The following is a 15832-nucleotide window of genomic DNA, read 5'->3' on the forward strand; positions in this document are numbered from 1 at the left end:
TAAGGTTTATAAAATAATATAAACAATATATAGTTTGGATTGAATTAATCTAATTTTTAGATAAATGGGGTGAAAACGTTGGAATTACGCCAATTGCGATACTTTGTAGAAGTGGCAGAAAGGGAACATATTTCTGAAGCAGCCGAACATTTACATGTCGCCCAATCAGCAGTCAGCAGACAAATTGCAAACTTAGAAGACGAGCTAGGTACAGCACTTTTTGAGCGAGTAGGTCGAAATGTGAAGCTGACACCAATTGGTAAAATCTTTTTAGACCATACAGTTACCGCACTGAAGGCAATTGATTTTGCAGTCAAACAAGTGGAAGAATATTTAGACCCCGCAAAAGGAACCATTAAAATTGGCTTCCCTACTAGTCTTGCAAGCTATGTATTACCAACCGTTATTTCTGCTTTTAAAAAAGAATATCCAAATGTTATGTTCCATTTACGCCAAGGATCATATCGCTATTTAATTGATGCCGTAAAAAATCGAGAGCTTAATTTGGCTTTTTTAGGCCCTGTACCACAGGCAGACGAAAGCATCAATACAACGATCTTATTTAGTGAGAAAATCCATGCTTTACTTCCTGCTAGCCACCCGTTAGCTAAACGAAACAAAATTCATTTATCCGACCTACGCCATGATAATTTTGTATTATTTCCGGAAGGGTATATTTTACACAAAGTCGCCATTGATGCTTGTAAATCGGCAGGCTTTATCCCAAACGTTACTTCTAAAGGGGAAGATATGGATGCATTAAAAGGATTAGTTGCTGCCGATATCGGTGTATCACTCCTACCCGAAAGCTCTTTGTACGACTCGACACCACGTTTAACCGTTAAGATGGAAGTGGAAAGCCCTATTTTAACAAGAACTGTCGGTGTCATCTATCCGACTAATCGAGAACTCGGACCGTCGGAACAAGTATTTTTAAAATTTATTAACACATTTTTCTCAAGATTAAATCGTTTTATATAATGTAAAAAAACCTTCGGATCAATCCGAAGGTTTTGTAATAATTATTCATTTACAGGTACGACTGCGCCGCCCCACTCATCAAGAATGAATTGTTGGATTTCGTCAGAATGAAGTACTTCAACTAAACGTTTAATCGCTTCATTATCTTTGTCTTCAGAACGTACAGCAATCACATTTACATATGGAGATTCAGAATCTTCAATTGCGATAGAATCTTTAATTGGGTTAATACCCGCATCGATTGCGAAGTTCGAGTTAATTACAACCGCATCGCCTTCGCCTTCTTCATAATACGTAACTAACATTTCTGGAGCAGAGCTATTATCAATCTTAAAATTTTTAGGATTTTCAACGATATCATCAACAGTTGCTACTGCTTTGTCGACATTTTCATCTAGTTTAATTAAACCTTTTGCTTCTAAAAGAGTTAAAATACGACCTTGGTCACCAACAGAATTAGAAATAATAATCGTTGCACCTTCCGGTAGCTCATCTAATGATTTATATTTTTGAGAATAAATACCGATTGGTTCGATATGAATGCCACCAGCGTTTACAAAATCATAACCTTTATCTTTAATTTCAGTTTCTAAATAAGGAATGTGTTGGAAGTAATTTGCATCAAGATCACCAGACTCTAAATCTTGGTTCGGCATTACATAATCTTGGTAAGGTTTAATATCTAATTCAATACCTTCTTCAGCTAGAATTGGTTTTGCTTGTTCTAAAATGATGTCATGTAAACCGTTTGAAGCACCGATTGTAATTGTTTTTGATTCTTCTTTTCCACCTTCACCAGTTGTCTTTTCATCTTCAGCGCTACCACAAGCTGCTAAAGCAAGTACGACTACTGATATCAATAAAAATGATAAAAATTTCTTCATTTTCTTGTTCCCCTTTTCTTAATATCTTATATATGTGAACGGTCTTACCGTAAGCACTGGAGTGATCTTTATCGTTTATCGGTCTTTGTTGTTATAAAGTCCCCAATAAATTGAATAATAAACACAATAATTAAAATAATAATGGTTGCCATTAGTGTTACATCATCACGACTACGTTGGAAACCATCGATGAAGGCTAAGTTTCCTAACCCTCCAGCACCGATAATTCCTGCCATCGCAGTGTATCCTACTAGCGTTACTGCCGTTACTGTAATACCTGAAAGTAAAGCTGGCATCGATTCTGGAATTAATACTTTCCAAATAATTGTAGAAGTTTTCGCTCCCATTGAACGGGCTGCTTCTATAACTCCTTTATCAATCTCACGTAATGCGATTAATACCATCCGCGCATAGAAAGGTGCTGCCCCAATGATCAATGCCGGCAAAGCTGCTTCTACCCCGCGAATTGTTCCTAGTAAAAACTTCGTAAATGGAATTAATAAAATAATCAATACGATAAATGGAATCGAACGGAAAATATTTACTAATGATCCGGTAATAAAGTTTGCAATTTTATTTGCCCAAATTTGATGTGGACTCGTTAAAAACAATACAATACCAACTATTAAACCAATAACAAAGGTTGCTGCCGTTGAGATGATTGTCATATAAAGGGTGTCATATGTAGCTTGCCACATATCTTCCCATCGAACATTCGGAAATAATTCACTAAGCATGTTCAATCACCTCCGTTTGAATTTCTATTGAATTGAGTAAATCTAATGCTTTTTGAACGTTGCTATCTTCACCAACAATTTGAACAATTAATGTTCCATATGGTCCACTTGCCGTTTGTGAAATGTTACCGTGAACAATATTCACTTCTACATCGAACTGTTTAATTAATTGGGAAATGATTGGCTGTTCCGTCTTATTTCCTATAAACGTTAGTTTCACAATTTTACCCGTTGGATAATTAGCTAAAATTTGTTCAATGGAATTTTTTGAATCCTTTGTCCCAGACACTTGCATAACAAAGTTTTTCGTAATATCTGCTTGAGGTTGTTGGAACACTTGAAGAACATCGCCTTGTTCCACAACTTGTCCCGCTTCCATCACGGCCACACGGTGACAAATTTTACGAATGACGTGCATTTCATGGGTAATCAAAACAATTGTAAGACCTAGACGCTTATTAATATCTAATAACAATTCTAAAATGGAATCTGTCGTCTCTGGATCCAACGCGCTCGTTGCTTCATCGCAAAGTAACACTTCTGGATTATTAGCTAACGCCCTTGCAATTCCTACCCGCTGCTTTTGCCCCCCTGATAATTGGGAAGGATATGCTTTGTCTCGACCAGATAATCCTACTAAATCGATCAACTCTTTAACCCGTTTTGTACGTTCCGCCGCTGGAACACCGGCAATTTCCAATGGGAAAGCGATATTTTCCGCAACTGTGCGGGACCATAGTAAATTAAAATGTTGGAAAATCATACTAATTTTTTGTCTTGCTTGACGAAGTTTACTACCTGAAATAGAAGAAATCGGCTGACCGTTTACAACAACCGATCCAGCAGTTGGTTTTTCTAATCCATTTAACAAACGAATCATTGTACTTTTTCCTGCGCCGCTGTATCCAATGATGCCGAATATTTCACCTTTTTGAATGGTTAAATTAACATTTTTTACAGCTGCTATTTCACCATTTTTTGTTTTATATATTTTCGATATATCCTTTAGCTCAATCATATATGTACTCCTTTATATTACGCCTCAATAATTTATGTTGAGGAAGAAATGTATGTAAAATACACAACTTTTTTATCCTTTTCTTTTTAATCCCAAAATAAAAACCCTTTCTACAAAGACAAGTAGAAAGGGCACGCAATAAAACTTCTATTTACGATAACCGTTCTCTTATCTTTCAAAGTATCCACTTCGCGTGACTTGGCACCTTTTCACATAATGTGATGGTTGCCGGGTTTCATAGGGCACTTCCCTCCACCGCTCTTTATAAGAGTTACGATATTTAATTTTAAGATTATGGATGTAACTTTATCACGTTCATTTTAAGTAGTCAACTACTTTTTTAACTTTTCGTATAAATAGGGTACAGATTGAAAGGCATACACTTTTTCAACCTGATTATCCCTACTAATCAACAAACAAGGAACACTTTCTATTTGATAATCAAATGCTAGTTGTTCTAGAAAATTAATGTTAGCTTTACCTAAAGGTAGTTCAGGCAATAGTGTTTCTATTACGTCCAACATTTTGGAGGCGACTGCACACGTTCCGCACATAGGGGTATACAAATAAAAAGCCGTTAACGAATTTTGCTCCTTTTGCTGCTCCCAAGTTTCAATCGTCCATTCTTCCATCTTTCATCATCCTACTCAATTTTATATCAATAAGCTGCATTTTTTCTAAAAGAACCGGTTATCCCATAAGTAATTATACTTCTGTGGATGAAGATAAATATTGTTTATGCACTGAAAACTTTGCCTCATTTAATAAATGGGCCAACACTTTTTTAGGCGCATTGGCAACTTCTATATACGTTCTAGGAATGAAAAGGTGGATTGCTTCCGAATAAATTCTTTTCGTCAACTTTCTCAACTTTTCTCCCGAATTATCCGCATCAAATAAAGTGTAGAGCTTACATTCTTCAAAGGGCTCTAAAAGATCCAGTAAAGCATCTTCACTAATCGTCCCATTTGTACAAATAATTTTAACATCCTCAGCAAAAATTGGTGCAATGTTCAACTTATCCGATCGGCCTTCAACAATTATACACTTTTCAACAGTCATTTGCTTCACCCCACGCTTTGTAGTTATACAGCTAAAAAATGTCTGCAAATATGCATAAAAAATTAGAAAAAGAAGATGGTTACTTATTATATTTTATTGTAAAAAAAACGCCAGTGGTTTTCTGGCGTTTTTACTATATCATATTCTTATTCTGCATCAATTAATTCATTATATTGCTCAGGAGTTAATAAAGCATCAACTTGCGAAAGATCTGTTGGTTCAACAACAATCATCCACGCTTTTTCGTATGGTGATTCATTAACATATTCTGGACTATCTTCAAGCTCAGAGTTAATTTCAACAACTTTCCCTGAAATAGGTGCATATAGTTCTGAAACAGTTTTAACAGATTCTACACTACCAAATGGCTCGTTTAATTGAATTTCGTCGCCTACTTGTGGAAGTTCTACGAAAACAATATCGCCTAGTTCCGATTGGGCAAAGTGGGTAATTCCTACACGTACTTTTCCATCTTCTACTTTAATCCATTCGTGTTCTTTTGAATAACGTAAATCTTTCGGTGTGCTCACTAAAAACCCCTCCAAATATGTAATTCATTCAAGTTTAGTTTGACATATTTCTATAGCAAATACAAGCTAGTTCAGATGATTATTTCCAAGATTCTGCAAACTCAGCTTCTTTAAAACCTAACGTTACTTTTTCACCGTCAGTTACGATTGGGCGTTTAATTAACATCCCGTCAGAAGCAAGTAATTCTAGTTGTTCATCTTCAGACATTGAACTTAATTTGTCCTTTAACCCTAACTCTTTATACTTCATGCCAGATGTATTAAAAAATTTCTTTAACGGAAGGTTACTTGCTTTCCAATACGACTTTAACTCTTCTTTTGTAGGGGTTTGTTCTACAATATGAATTAGCTCGTAGGAAATACCGTTTTCATCTAGCCATTTTTGAGCTTTTTTGCAAGTTGTGCAGCGTGGATATTGAATCAATTTTAGTGTCATTTCACTACTCCTTCATAAGTTATAAAATTTAAATAAAGTATACCAGAGATTGATTGTACTGAAAAAGATAAAGTGAAACTTCAATCAGTAGATTATTATTTTGGATCTCGCTAGGAGACTTCGCTGTCTTTCATTTAATAAAAACAGCCTAAATGCAAAATACCATTCCTAACAAATAAATAGAAAAAGGTATCCAAAGAGGATACCTTGTTTATTTCGTCTTATACAATATATTTTTCAGCTTCGATTAGTTTTTTAGATGCTTCACGCTTTTTCAAAATTAAATTGTAAGGGTTGCTACGAGTTAATTTACGTAGAGCGGAAAGCATCATTTTACCGTTATCTCCTTCGGCAGAAGCAAGGATTGTTTCTTTTGCCTCTTTTTCAATTTCTGCAAAGGCTTCTTGGCAGAAAATTTCAGTATAAAGAAGTTTTTGTTTCGATTTTTCAACACCATCACGTTCAATTGCTTTTGCTGTACGAATCACTGCAGATTCCATTGCATACAGTTGATTAGCAATGTTCGCAATGTTTACTAAAACTTCTTGTTCATTTTCTAATTTTGCACCGAAGGCTTGTGCCGCTACGCCCGCTGTTAAAATACCGATTTTCTTCGCATTTTTTACAAGATATTTTTCTTGTGCTAATGGCTCATCTCCGATTTCTTCAGGCATTAACATTAACAACTCTTCTTGTAGCTTTTGAGCCGCTTGAAGTAAAGGTAATTCTCCTTTTAATGCCTTCTTCATAAATGTTCCCGGTACAAGTAAACGGTTAATTTCGTTTGTTCCTTCAAAAATACGGTTAATTCGTGAGTCACGATAAATACGTTCTACTTCATATTCTGCCATGAAACCATAGCCACCGTGTAATTGTACAGCCTCATCTGCAATATAATCTAATGTTTCAGAACCAAATACTTTGGCAATTGAACATTCAATCGCATATTCCGCAATCGCTGCAGCAATAATTTTACCATCCTTTTGTTCCTCTTCTGATAATTGGCTTAAACGATCTTCAAAGTATCCGACAGTTCGATAATTCAATGATTCTGAAGCGTATAGTTGAGATGCCATTGTTGCAATTTTTTCTTTCGTTAAATTGAAACTTGAGATTGGTGTTTTAAATTGTTGACGTTGATTTGAATAGGCAATCGCTAATTCTAATGCTCGTTTAGAAGCACCAACAGTACCAACACCTAATTTGTAACGACCGATATTTAAAATATTAAAGGCAATGACATGACCACGGCCAACTTCACCTAGTAAATTTTCAACAGGAACTTCAGCATCTTCCAAAATTAATGTACGAGTGGAAGAAGATTTTATCCCCATTTTCTTTTCCTCTGCCCCTACTGAAACTCCAGGATAGCTCCGTTCAACGATAAAGGCTGAGAATTTGTCGCCATCAATTTTTGCATATACAACGAAAACATCGGCAAATCCAGAGTTTGTAATCCACTGTTTTTCACCATTTAAAATGTAATGAGTTCCCGCTTCATTTAATTTAGCTACCGTCTTTGCTCCTAGGGCATCTGATCCAGAACCTGGTTCAGTTAAAGCATAAGCTGCAATTAACTCACCCGATGCAAGCTTTGGTAAATATTTTGATTTTTGTTCATGGTTGCCGAATAGAACAATTGGTAAAGAACCGATACCTACATGGGCACCGTGGGTAATGGAGAACCCTCCAGCTGGAGACATTTTTTCAGCGATTAATGCCGAAGAAATTTTATCTAACCCTAATCCTTCATATTCTTCCGGTACATCTGCAGCTAGTAATCCTAATTCCCCTGCTTTTTTCAATAAACGTACAGAATGTTCAAATTCGTGGTTTTCTAAGTTCTCTACTACTGGTTTTACTTCATTTTCAACATAATCCGTTGTCGTTTGAGCAATCATCAATTGTTCATCTGTAAAATCTTCAGGAGTAATTACACGACTTAATTCCACATCTTCAATTAAAAAACTTCCACCTTTAATAACATTTGTTGTTTGAACCATTTACATTTCCTCCCCTAATAGAAAATATTTAAACCCTTGAATACTCGCACTTCATTTCCTAATTACTTCACAAATTCTATTTTTTTACAGCACTTCGAATACACCAGCAGCACCCATACCGCCACCAATACACATTGTGACAACGCCATACTTTTTACCTTGACGTTTTAATTCATGGATTAACTTTAATGTTAATATGGCACCTGTTGCACCAAGGGGGTGACCTAAAGCGATTGCCCCTCCATTTACATTCACCTTTTCTATATCGATGCCTAAATGGCGTACTACTTGAATTGATTGGGAAGCAAAGGCTTCATTCAGCTCCCATAAGTCAATATCCTCTAAAGATAATCCAGCGATTTTCAATGCTTTTGGCACAGCTTCAATCGGGCCAATCCCCATTACTTCAGGAGGCACTCCCCCAACAGCAAACCCTAAAAATTTAGCCATCGGTTTTAACCCTTGGGCTTCCGCCTCTTCTCGATCCATAACTAAAACTGCTGCTGCACCATCGGATGTTTGAGAAGAGTTACCTGCCGTAACAGACCCTTTCACGTTAAAAGCAGGACGTAATTTTGCAAGTCCTTCCATCGATGTATCAGGACGGACCCCTTCATCTGTATCAAAGGTAAAGGTTTTCGATTGTAGCTTGTTATTTTCATCTACGAAATGTTGGACAACTTCAACGGGTACGATTTCATCTTTAAACTTTCCTTCTTTAATCGCTTTTGCCGCTAATTCATGGGAACGTACAGCAAATGCATCTTGATCTTCTCGACTGACCCCGAAACGATTGGCGACTTCCTCAGCAGTATGGCCCATGCTCATATAATATTGGGGTGCTTCTTCAGCTAGCTTCGGATTTAAACGAACTGTATTACCGGTCATTGGTATCATACTCATCGATTCAACGCCACCAGCTAAAATAGCCTTCGAATGGCCTAACATAACCCGTTCGGCTGCATAAGCTATCGCTTGAAGTCCAGACGAACAGAAACGATTGATCGTAATTGCCGGTGTCGTGTCTGGTAGCCCAGCTAACGCCCCAATATTTCTCGCTACATTCATTCCTTGTTCCGCTTCTGGCATCGCGCAGCCCATAATTAAATCATCGATAGGCCCTTCATATCCAGCTCTTTTTAATGTTTCCTTTACAACAACTGCCCCAAAATCATCAGGACGGAAGTTAGCAAGAGAACCTTTTTTTGCTTTTCCAATAGGTGTTCTTGCACCTGCTACAATTACGGCTTCACGCATATTGATATATCCCCCTTATCCATTGGCTTTTGTATTTTCAGTTCATCGACATTCCTGTCAATCCTATGATTAATTGCGTAATGGTTTTCCTTTTATCAACATGTGTTGCATCCGTTCTTGCGATTTCGGTTCGGCAACAAGTTGTAAAAATGCTTCACGCTCTAAGTTTAATAAATAATCTTCCGTTACTTCTGTTCCGTATGGCACAAGACCACCTGCGATGACATATGCAAGCTTTTTCGCAATCTTTAAATCATGCTCACTAATAAAGCCCGATTGGTACATTCCTTGAGCCCCTAACAATAATGTTGCGTACCCTGGTGCCCCAACAACTTTCACTTTTTTAGGTATTGGTGCAGTATATCCAGCTTCTGATAAAGCAAGCACCGTCTGTTTCGCATCGTAAATTAAGTGATCAGGATTTACTGAAATACCATCAGCAAAGTTTAAGAAATTATTTTCACGAGCTTCTTCACCAGATGTAGAAACTTTTGCTAAAGCAATTGTTTCAAATACTTTATTGGCAATCACTTGATAGTCTATTTCTACCCCGTTTGGAATTCCTTTTATAAACTTTTCATAAAGTGCTAGATTTCCACCACCACCTGGTATTAATCCAACTCCTACTTCAACTAATCCCATATACGTTTCACTAGATGCTTGAATATGAGCAGCTGGTAAACATACTTCCGATCCACCGCCAAGGGTCATACCAAAAGGTGCTGCCACAATTGGTTTTTTACTGTACTTAATTCTACGCATCGCTTTTTGGAATGCTCGAATAGTAAAATCTAGTTCAAAAATGTTATCATCTTGAGCTTCCATTAAGATCATGCCAAGGTTGGCCCCTACACAGAAGTTTTTCCCTTGGTTTCCAATTACAAGGCCTTTATAATTTGCCTCCACTTCATCTATTGCGAAGTTGATCATTTGAATAATATCTAAACCAATTGCATTGGATTTTGAATGGAATTCTAGTAACGCGACCCCATCACCTAAATCTATTAAACTAGCACCAGAATTTGATTTAATAACCCCATGTTTTTTCTTATAACGTTTTAAATCAATGACTTTATCATTCACTGGTACTTTTACATATTCATTGCCATTGTAGTAAGCTAAATCTCCATCTATTTCTGTATAGAAAGATTCATAACCTTTAGCTAAAAACTCTTTTACAAATGAAGGAATTTCTCTTCCTTCAGATTCCATTTTTTCAACAGATTGTTTAACTCCAATGGAATCCCACATTTCAAAAGGTCCTTGTGTCCAACCAAAGCCCCATTTCATCGCATTATCAATTTCAACAATTGTTTCTGCAATGATGCCTGTTAATTCAGCAGAATAAAGTAACGTCGGAGCAAATATGTTCCATAGTAGCTCTCCTACTCTGTCATTCGCATATACTAATGTCTTCACCTTATTTGGAAGCCCTTTTGTTTGTTTAGCCATTTCAATTGAAGGCGTTTGTAATTTTTTCATTGGCACATACTCTAATGTGGATGGCTCAATTTCAAAAATTTCTTTTCCTTTCTTCACAAAGAAACCTTGACCTGATTTTGCCCCTAGCCAGCCGTTATCAACCATTTTCTTCAACAACTCAGGCACTTCAAATACTTTTTGTTCTTCCCCTGTTGTTTGATCATAAACCGTTTTCGCTACATGAAGGAATGTATCTAAACCAACGACGTCTAAAGTTCTAAAAGTTGCGGATTTCGCTCGACCGATTAGTGTACCCGTTACCGAATCCACTTCCCCAACAGAATATCCACGATCTAACATCTCTCTAAGCGTAATTAACAAGCCATACGTTCCAATTCGGTTAGCTACAAAGTTTGGTGTATCTTTTCCTACTACAACCCCTTTGCCTAATACATCCTCAGCAAATGTTTTCATAAAATGAACAACTTCAGGTAACGTATATTCAGTAGGTATAACCTCCAACAGTTTTAAATAACGAGGAGGATTGAAAAAATGGGTTCCTAAAAAATGTTTTTGGAAATCTTCCGAACGGCCTTCAACCATTGCATTTACACTAATGCCTGAAGTATTGGAACTAATAATTGTCCCTGGCTTGCGCACCGCATCTACCCGCTCGAATAAACTTTTCTTCACATCTAAGTTTTCAACTACGACTTCGATGATCCAATCAACATCCTTAAGCTTTTCTAAATCGTCTTCCAAGTTACCAACTGTTATGAGTGATAAATTTTTCTTAGCCGTTAATGGTGCTGGTTTTTGTTTTAATAGCTTTTGAATCGCATTGCTCGCAAATCGATTGCGAACTACTGGATGTTCTAGAGTCAGTCCTTTTGCTTCCTCTTCTTTCGTTAACTCCTTTGGTACGATATCTAATAGTAATGTTGGAATACCGATATTCGCTAAATGTGCGGCAATACCTGATCCCATAACCCCTGAGCCTAGTACGGCTGCTGTTTGAATTTTGTAAGACATATGCATCCCCCTTATCACCTTTGAATGAATACTCATTCATTTTATGCTAAAAAAAATATAACTCTCGCCAAAATTAATGGTTCCAAACAGTTTTTCTGTTCTTAGTGTAGAATATTTCTTCATTTTTAGCAATAATTTTTAACTTAATTTTCTAAAAAATCAATAATTAATTTACTAAATTAATAGTAATTACTATATTTTATGAACAACCATTCATTTAAGTCAAATTTCTTTTAAAATAATTTAAAATGTGTACACTAATGATAAGGAGAGTGATATAGAATGCAAGCAATTACTACAGCTGAACAATTTAATGAAATTATCGCATCTGAACAACCGGTAATCGTAAAATTTTATGCAGGTTGGTGCCCAGACTGCACACGTATGAACATGTTTATCGATCCAATTATCGAGGAATACAATCAATACACTTGGTATGAAATTAACCGTGATGATTTCCCTGAACTAGCTGAAAAATATCAAGTTATGGGAATTCCAAGTTTATTAATCTTCAAAAATAGTGAAAAATTAGCTCACTTACACAGTGCAAACGCTAAATCACCGGAAGATGTAAAAGAGTTTTTAAACGCTCAAAACTAATTGAACAGACTACAAACTAAAGTTCCATAGTTTGTAGTCTTTATTTTTACTAAAATTCCTAACTAAAATAAATAAACAGAGGAGTGGATAATATGCCATTCGTAAACATTAAAATTACAAATGAAGATGTAACGCCAGAGAAAAAAGCAGCTTTAATTAAAGGAGCAACTCAACTATTAGTAGATGTCTTAGGTAAAAACCCTGCTACAACAGTCGTAGTTATCGATGAAGTAGATACGGATAATTGGGGTATTGGTGGGGAAACCGTTACAAAAAGAAGAAAAGAAGGAAAATAAGTAAGATGGGTGGCTTTTGGAAAAGAGCCACCCATTTTTTATTGATTTACTTGTAAAATTTTATAAAGTTCCTCAAGTTTAGTTATTTCATAGGTAGGGGTAATGTCTGATTCCATCGTTATTTGTTTATGGTTGATCCAACAAGTGTCTATTCCCACATTCCAACCACCTGTTATATCTGCACTAAAGGAATCACCAATGATCAATGTCGTTGTTAAATCTAAGTTTTCAATTTGTGAAAATACTACATGAAAGAACTCTTTCATCGGTTTTTGATAACCGGTATCTTCTGATACAAACACCTTTTTAAAATAAGGAGCCAAACCAGAATCATGAAGTCTTTTCTCCTGCGTCTTGGACTCCCCATTGGATACGACATACAAATCAAATTGCTTATGTAATGTTTTTATTAAATTCAGTGCCCCTTCAATGAGGTGATGCCCTTCCGATAAATATTTTCGATAATTTTTTTCTAAAGCGACCCCATCTACTTCAATACCATATTGTTTAAATAAAATGGCGAATCGCGTATTCACGACTTCATCCCGATCCATTTGGTCCTCTTCATAAGCTCGCCATAATTCTCTATTTAACTTTTTATAGTTAGCTTTTATTTCAGGTGTTAACTCAACTTGTTGATGAGAAAATAACTTTTGCAAAGCTACTTCTTCTGTTGCCCCAAAATCAAGCAATGTGTCATCTAAATCAAATAATAATGTTTTGTACTGTTTCAAAATTAACTCCCCCTCATAAAAGCTTTAAATTGAAGACTCTTCATTTATCATATAGCCCAACTTCTATTATACTTTTGTATAGTCCATTGGGACAGTTATTAAAGAAAATGATGAAATAGAGGTATACGATGAAGACTCAACTTAAGGTAAAAGGAATGTCCCAATATAGTATAGATGTTCATCCAACTTTCCAAAACTCAGCATGTGGTCCAACGACTGTTTTTGTTATTTTAAACTACTTACTAAAAGATCCATTAAATATAGACGCGAATCAACTTTATACCCTTTTAGGAGGGACAAAAATTGGTTTATTTAAATGGCGTTTAATAAAAAATCTACAAAAACTATTAGGTCCAAACTGGAATGTTTCGAGTTGTTCGTTAGCAATCGCGTTAAAAGAAATCGATGCTGGAAGACCCTTAGCGATGAAATTTGATAAATATTTTACCTTTCAATGGCATTCAAAACCGACTTTCAAATACCATTGGGTTCCATTAATTGGTTATGAAATCGAACAAAACGAATTACATTTTTTTGTTCATGATAACGGTGGACCTAATCGTGATAGTCAAATAAGAAAAGTTCCTTATGCCCCTAATAGTAAAGTTATTCGTTTCGTAAAAATAGAGCCGAAGTGACCTATTGAAAGTTCACCTCGGCTCCTTTATTTTCATTAAACGAGTGAATATAATGATCTTGCATGCTTCACAATTAAACTTAATCCTCTTTCTTGTAAACGTTCAAACGTTTCTTGTTCATAATCTACTAATTGAAGTTCATTTAATTGGGCATTAATAGGTACTTCCCTTTGAATGGTTGCTAATTCTTTCGATAACTTCAACATGTCCACATTATCAGCGATTTTTGATCGTTGAGCAGGCTTTAATGCATCTAAATTGGCTAACACATTTTCAACAGATCCATAGTTTTGGATAAGCTGTAAAGCCGTTTTTGGACCAATCCCCTTTACTCCTGGATATCCGTCACTTGTATCACCCATAAAAGCTTTTACATCAGCAAATTGATAGGGCTCAATCACATACTCTTCCTTAAAACGTTCTTCTGTATAGACGTCATATTCTGAATATCCTTTTTTCGTAAAGGCAATTTGAGTCGATGGGTTTAATAATTGAAGCAAATCTTTATCACCACTAATGACGGTAATATTCGCTTCTTCTTTCCATTTCTCAATCATAGACCCAATTGTATCATCCGCTTCCATACCAACTTCACCAAAGTTTTTCCAGCCGATCATTTCCGAAACTTCTTTTGCCATATCGAATTGAGGCAACATTTCTTCAGGGGGTGCTGGTCGATTCGCTTTATATCCATCAAATAATTCGTTGCGGAAAGTTTGTGCGCCCATATCCCAACAAACAGCTAAATGGGTCGGTTTCATAATCGATTGGGCCGTTAAAACATGACGGGCAAATCCTTGTACCCCATTTGTTGGCGTTCCGTCTTCTAAACGAATATAGTGTCCCATTGCACTTGAAGCAAAAAATGAACGGAACAGTAACGCCATCCCATCTACTAGTAAAAGATGCGGTTTATTTGTCATCATCAAAAATCCTCTCTAACTCTATTATTTCCATTATATCAAATTATGCAGTGGAATGAGATGACAATTGAATTGTTAATTAATAAGTAGATTCCCATACACTTCTATCTAAACGATTTATTCGTAAATCGGACCTTTCATTCCTCGCCACCACCTAAATTGTAAAAGCATGTTACTAATAAAGGATTTCGAAATAACGCCAGAAAAAACGGTCTCAATTGTTCCTCCATAATTTTCTTTTAAATGTTCTAATTGAGATTCTTCTTTAATGTCACCAAAGTCATAAATTTTATATCCTAATCGTCGAAAATACTTTATATTTTCCCAGATTAAAAAGGCGTTCCCAAAATCTTCCACTCGGCCTTCTATATTACAATCGTATAAAGACATAGCCATTTCACCATTGATGACATAAGCACGATAACAAATCGTTTCATTCCGATCATCCATCAGCCTTGATATGAGTAATCCACCTTTTTCTCGTAGCAATTTTAATGTTTGCATGTCGAAACGATTTAATTTTCTCCGTTTGTCCCTTTTCCTATTTGAGTTGTAAAATTGTATGAAATCGTGAATTTCTTGATCCATTACTTTGTCAACTATAACAACATTCCAGCTTTTTTCTTGTATCTCCTGTATTCCTTTTCGGAAATGGGTAGACAGCGAATTCAATAATATTTTCTCTTCTTTTTGTAAATGAATGTGAACTGTTTTTTGCCCTTGCAATTGTCTAGTTGGTTTTAGTAAATGAGTGTAACGAATTAATTTCGGATCAAATCGACTGTCATATTTCTTATCTTGAAAGTACACATGATGGAATGGCAATGCAAAATATTTTCTACTAATTTGAAGCATAAAATTCACTCCTTCAACCTTCATTTTTTATGGATTATGATTGCATCATTATGGAGAAAGATCGATTCATTATTTTTCTCATCTAAAATAGTTAGTTTAGTAGAAAAATTAATTTATCAATTATTCTCCGTTTTATTTCCTAGGGAATAAAATGAAGTAATGGATTATATGAGTTTCATCCAAACAATTCCACAAAACTACTTCTATCTAAAATTTTGTAGACATAATTTTTAAATATTTCGAATATATTATTTTTCTGCAGAATAAATCCATTACCATTAACCCTATTTCTACCATTATTACCAAAATATCTTTACACTAATCACTTTTTACAAATTGAGTAGGAGGGAGTGATTAACTCCCGACCTCTCACACCACCGTACGTACGGTTCCGTATACGGCGGTTCAATTAAGATGAATAACG

The 15832-nt window shown here is 35.8% G+C and carries 17 protein-coding genes and 1 riboswitch; of the genes, 4 read left to right on the forward strand and 13 right to left on the reverse strand.

Features of this window, described 5'->3' with window-relative positions; translation table 11 throughout:
* Positions 1 to 78: 78 nt before the first annotated feature.
* Positions 79 to 981, forward strand: coding sequence for a glutamate biosynthesis transcriptional regulator GltC (gene gltC, locus ACH0B5_RS15205; RefSeq protein WP_122972497.1), 903 nt, complete (start codon positions 79 to 81; stop codon positions 979 to 981).
* A gap of 41 nt (positions 982 to 1022) precedes the next feature.
* Here the strand turns inward: gltC and ACH0B5_RS15210 are convergent, their stop codons facing one another.
* The 10 genes from ACH0B5_RS15210 to ACH0B5_RS15255 all read right to left on the reverse strand — a co-directional run bounded on the left by ACH0B5_RS15210 (position 1023) and on the right by ACH0B5_RS15255 (position 11362).
* The gene (locus tag ACH0B5_RS15210; RefSeq protein ID WP_341362515.1) at positions 1023 to 1865 is read right to left on the reverse strand and encodes a MetQ/NlpA family ABC transporter substrate-binding protein; all 843 of its coding nucleotides are present in this window, start codon (positions 1863 to 1865) and stop codon (positions 1023 to 1025) included.
* 68 nt (positions 1866 to 1933) lie between these two features.
* Entirely contained in the window at positions 1934 to 2602 is a 669-nt protein-coding gene (locus tag ACH0B5_RS15215; RefSeq protein WP_122972499.1) for a methionine ABC transporter permease, read from the reverse strand.
* Entirely contained in the window at positions 2595 to 3620 is a 1026-nt protein-coding gene (locus tag ACH0B5_RS15220) for a methionine ABC transporter ATP-binding protein (RefSeq protein ID WP_341362516.1), read from the reverse strand. Before ACH0B5_RS15220 ends, ACH0B5_RS15215 begins: the two co-directional genes overlap by 8 nt.
* A gap of 165 nt (positions 3621 to 3785) precedes the next feature.
* Positions 3786 to 3891, reverse strand: a riboswitch (SAM riboswitch).
* 61 nt (positions 3892 to 3952) lie between these two features.
* Complete coding sequence (locus ACH0B5_RS15225) at positions 3953 to 4252, reverse strand: thioredoxin family protein (RefSeq protein ID WP_341362517.1); 300 nt, start codon at positions 4250 to 4252, stop codon at positions 3953 to 3955.
* Positions 4253 to 4325: 73 nt separating this feature from the next.
* Complete coding sequence (locus ACH0B5_RS15230) at positions 4326 to 4682, reverse strand: toprim domain-containing protein (protein ID WP_122972502.1); 357 nt, start codon at positions 4680 to 4682, stop codon at positions 4326 to 4328.
* A 146-nt stretch (positions 4683 to 4828) separates the two neighbouring features.
* Positions 4829 to 5212: a glycine cleavage system protein GcvH gene (gcvH, locus tag ACH0B5_RS15235; RefSeq protein WP_122972503.1), complete on the reverse strand. Its 384-nt coding sequence runs from the start codon at positions 5210 to 5212 to the stop codon at positions 4829 to 4831.
* Between the two features lie 79 nt (positions 5213 to 5291).
* Complete coding sequence (locus ACH0B5_RS15240; protein WP_122972504.1) at positions 5292 to 5648, reverse strand: arsenate reductase family protein; 357 nt, start codon at positions 5646 to 5648, stop codon at positions 5292 to 5294.
* 221 nt (positions 5649 to 5869) lie between these two features.
* Positions 5870 to 7651 carry an acyl-CoA dehydrogenase family protein gene (locus ACH0B5_RS15245; protein ID WP_406928056.1) on the reverse strand — a complete coding sequence of 594 codons (1782 nt, stop codon included), beginning with the start codon at positions 7649 to 7651 and terminating at the stop codon, positions 5870 to 5872.
* Between the two features lie 84 nt (positions 7652 to 7735).
* Positions 7736 to 8908 carry an acetyl-CoA C-acetyltransferase gene (locus tag ACH0B5_RS15250; RefSeq protein WP_122972506.1) on the reverse strand — a complete coding sequence of 391 codons (1173 nt, stop codon included), beginning with the start codon at positions 8906 to 8908 and terminating at the stop codon, positions 7736 to 7738.
* A 69-nt stretch (positions 8909 to 8977) separates the two neighbouring features.
* A complete protein-coding gene (locus ACH0B5_RS15255; protein ID WP_122972507.1) occupies positions 8978 to 11362 on the reverse strand; it encodes a 3-hydroxyacyl-CoA dehydrogenase/enoyl-CoA hydratase family protein in 2385 nt (794 codons plus the stop codon).
* Positions 11363 to 11644: 282 nt separating this feature from the next.
* Between ACH0B5_RS15255 and ACH0B5_RS15260 the strand changes: the two genes are divergently transcribed.
* Positions 11645 to 11962 carry a thioredoxin family protein gene (locus tag ACH0B5_RS15260; protein ID WP_122972508.1) on the forward strand — a complete coding sequence of 106 codons (318 nt, stop codon included), beginning with the start codon at positions 11645 to 11647 and terminating at the stop codon, positions 11960 to 11962.
* A 92-nt stretch (positions 11963 to 12054) separates the two neighbouring features.
* Positions 12055 to 12258 carry a 2-hydroxymuconate tautomerase family protein gene (locus ACH0B5_RS15265; RefSeq protein WP_341362518.1) on the forward strand — a complete coding sequence of 68 codons (204 nt, stop codon included), beginning with the start codon at positions 12055 to 12057 and terminating at the stop codon, positions 12256 to 12258.
* A gap of 38 nt (positions 12259 to 12296) precedes the next feature.
* On the opposite strand, the gene ACH0B5_RS15270 is transcribed toward ACH0B5_RS15265, so the two are convergent.
* Positions 12297 to 12992, reverse strand: a complete 696-nt coding sequence (locus ACH0B5_RS15270; RefSeq protein WP_122972510.1) for a YjjG family noncanonical pyrimidine nucleotidase — start codon at positions 12990 to 12992, stop codon at positions 12297 to 12299.
* A gap of 128 nt (positions 12993 to 13120) precedes the next feature.
* Between ACH0B5_RS15270 and ACH0B5_RS15275 the strand changes: the two genes are divergently transcribed.
* The gene (locus ACH0B5_RS15275; protein ID WP_406928057.1) at positions 13121 to 13630 is read left to right on the forward strand and encodes a C39 family peptidase; all 510 of its coding nucleotides are present in this window, start codon (positions 13121 to 13123) and stop codon (positions 13628 to 13630) included.
* Positions 13631 to 13665: 35 nt separating this feature from the next.
* Here ACH0B5_RS15275 and ACH0B5_RS15280 read toward each other — a convergent pair whose 3' ends face one another.
* Positions 13666 to 14553 (reverse strand): 5'-3' exonuclease, encoded by an 888-nt coding sequence (locus ACH0B5_RS15280; protein ID WP_174232688.1) that lies wholly within the window; start codon positions 14551 to 14553, stop codon positions 13666 to 13668.
* Between the two features lie 117 nt (positions 14554 to 14670).
* On the reverse strand, positions 14671 to 15408 hold the full coding sequence (locus tag ACH0B5_RS15285; RefSeq protein WP_341362519.1) for a hypothetical protein: 738 nt from the start codon (positions 15406 to 15408) through the stop codon (positions 14671 to 14673).
* Between the last annotated feature and the right edge of the window lie 424 nt (positions 15409 to 15832).

Origin of the sequence: Ureibacillus sp. 179-F W5.1 NHS, from assembly GCF_045369345.1 — a bacterium.
Classification (GTDB): Bacteria; Bacillota; Bacilli; order Bacillales_A; family Planococcaceae; genus Ureibacillus; species Ureibacillus halotolerans.

Excerpts from the sequence above, each read along its gene's own strand:
- ACH0B5_RS15230 (WP_122972502.1), bottom strand. The coding sequence starts at position 4,682 with ATGACTGTTGAAAAGTGTATAATTGTTGAAGGCCGATCGGATAAGTTG.
- ACH0B5_RS15280 (WP_174232688.1), bottom strand. The coding sequence starts at position 14,553 with ATGACAAATAAACCGCATCTTTTACTAGTAGATGGGATGGCGTTACTG.
- ACH0B5_RS15240 (WP_122972504.1), bottom strand. The coding sequence starts at position 5,648 with ATGACACTAAAATTGATTCAATATCCACGCTGCACAACTTGCAAAAAA.
- ACH0B5_RS15285 (WP_341362519.1), bottom strand. The coding sequence starts at position 15,408 with ATGCTTCAAATTAGTAGAAAATATTTTGCATTGCCATTCCATCATGTG.
- ACH0B5_RS15245 (WP_406928056.1), bottom strand. The coding sequence starts at position 7,651 with ATGGTTCAAACAACAAATGTTATTAAAGGTGGAAGTTTTTTAATTGAA.
- ACH0B5_RS15215 (WP_122972499.1), bottom strand. The coding sequence starts at position 2,602 with ATGCTTAGTGAATTATTTCCGAATGTTCGATGGGAAGATATGTGGCAA.
- ACH0B5_RS15220 (WP_341362516.1), bottom strand. The coding sequence starts at position 3,620 with ATGATTGAGCTAAAGGATATATCGAAAATATATAAAACAAAAAATGGT.
- ACH0B5_RS15225 (WP_341362517.1), bottom strand. The coding sequence starts at position 4,252 with ATGGAAGAATGGACGATTGAAACTTGGGAGCAGCAAAAGGAGCAAAAT.
- ACH0B5_RS15275 (WP_406928057.1), top strand. The coding sequence starts at position 13,121 with ATGAAGACTCAACTTAAGGTAAAAGGAATGTCCCAATATAGTATAGAT.
- ACH0B5_RS15250 (WP_122972506.1), bottom strand. The coding sequence starts at position 8,908 with ATGCGTGAAGCCGTAATTGTAGCAGGTGCAAGAACACCTATTGGAAAA.
- ACH0B5_RS15265 (WP_341362518.1), top strand. The coding sequence starts at position 12,055 with ATGCCATTCGTAAACATTAAAATTACAAATGAAGATGTAACGCCAGAG.
- ACH0B5_RS15255 (WP_122972507.1), bottom strand. The coding sequence starts at position 11,362 with ATGTCTTACAAAATTCAAACAGCAGCCGTACTAGGCTCAGGGGTTATG.
- ACH0B5_RS15210 (WP_341362515.1), bottom strand. The coding sequence starts at position 1,865 with ATGAAGAAATTTTTATCATTTTTATTGATATCAGTAGTCGTACTTGCT.
- ACH0B5_RS15260 (WP_122972508.1), top strand. The coding sequence starts at position 11,645 with ATGCAAGCAATTACTACAGCTGAACAATTTAATGAAATTATCGCATCT.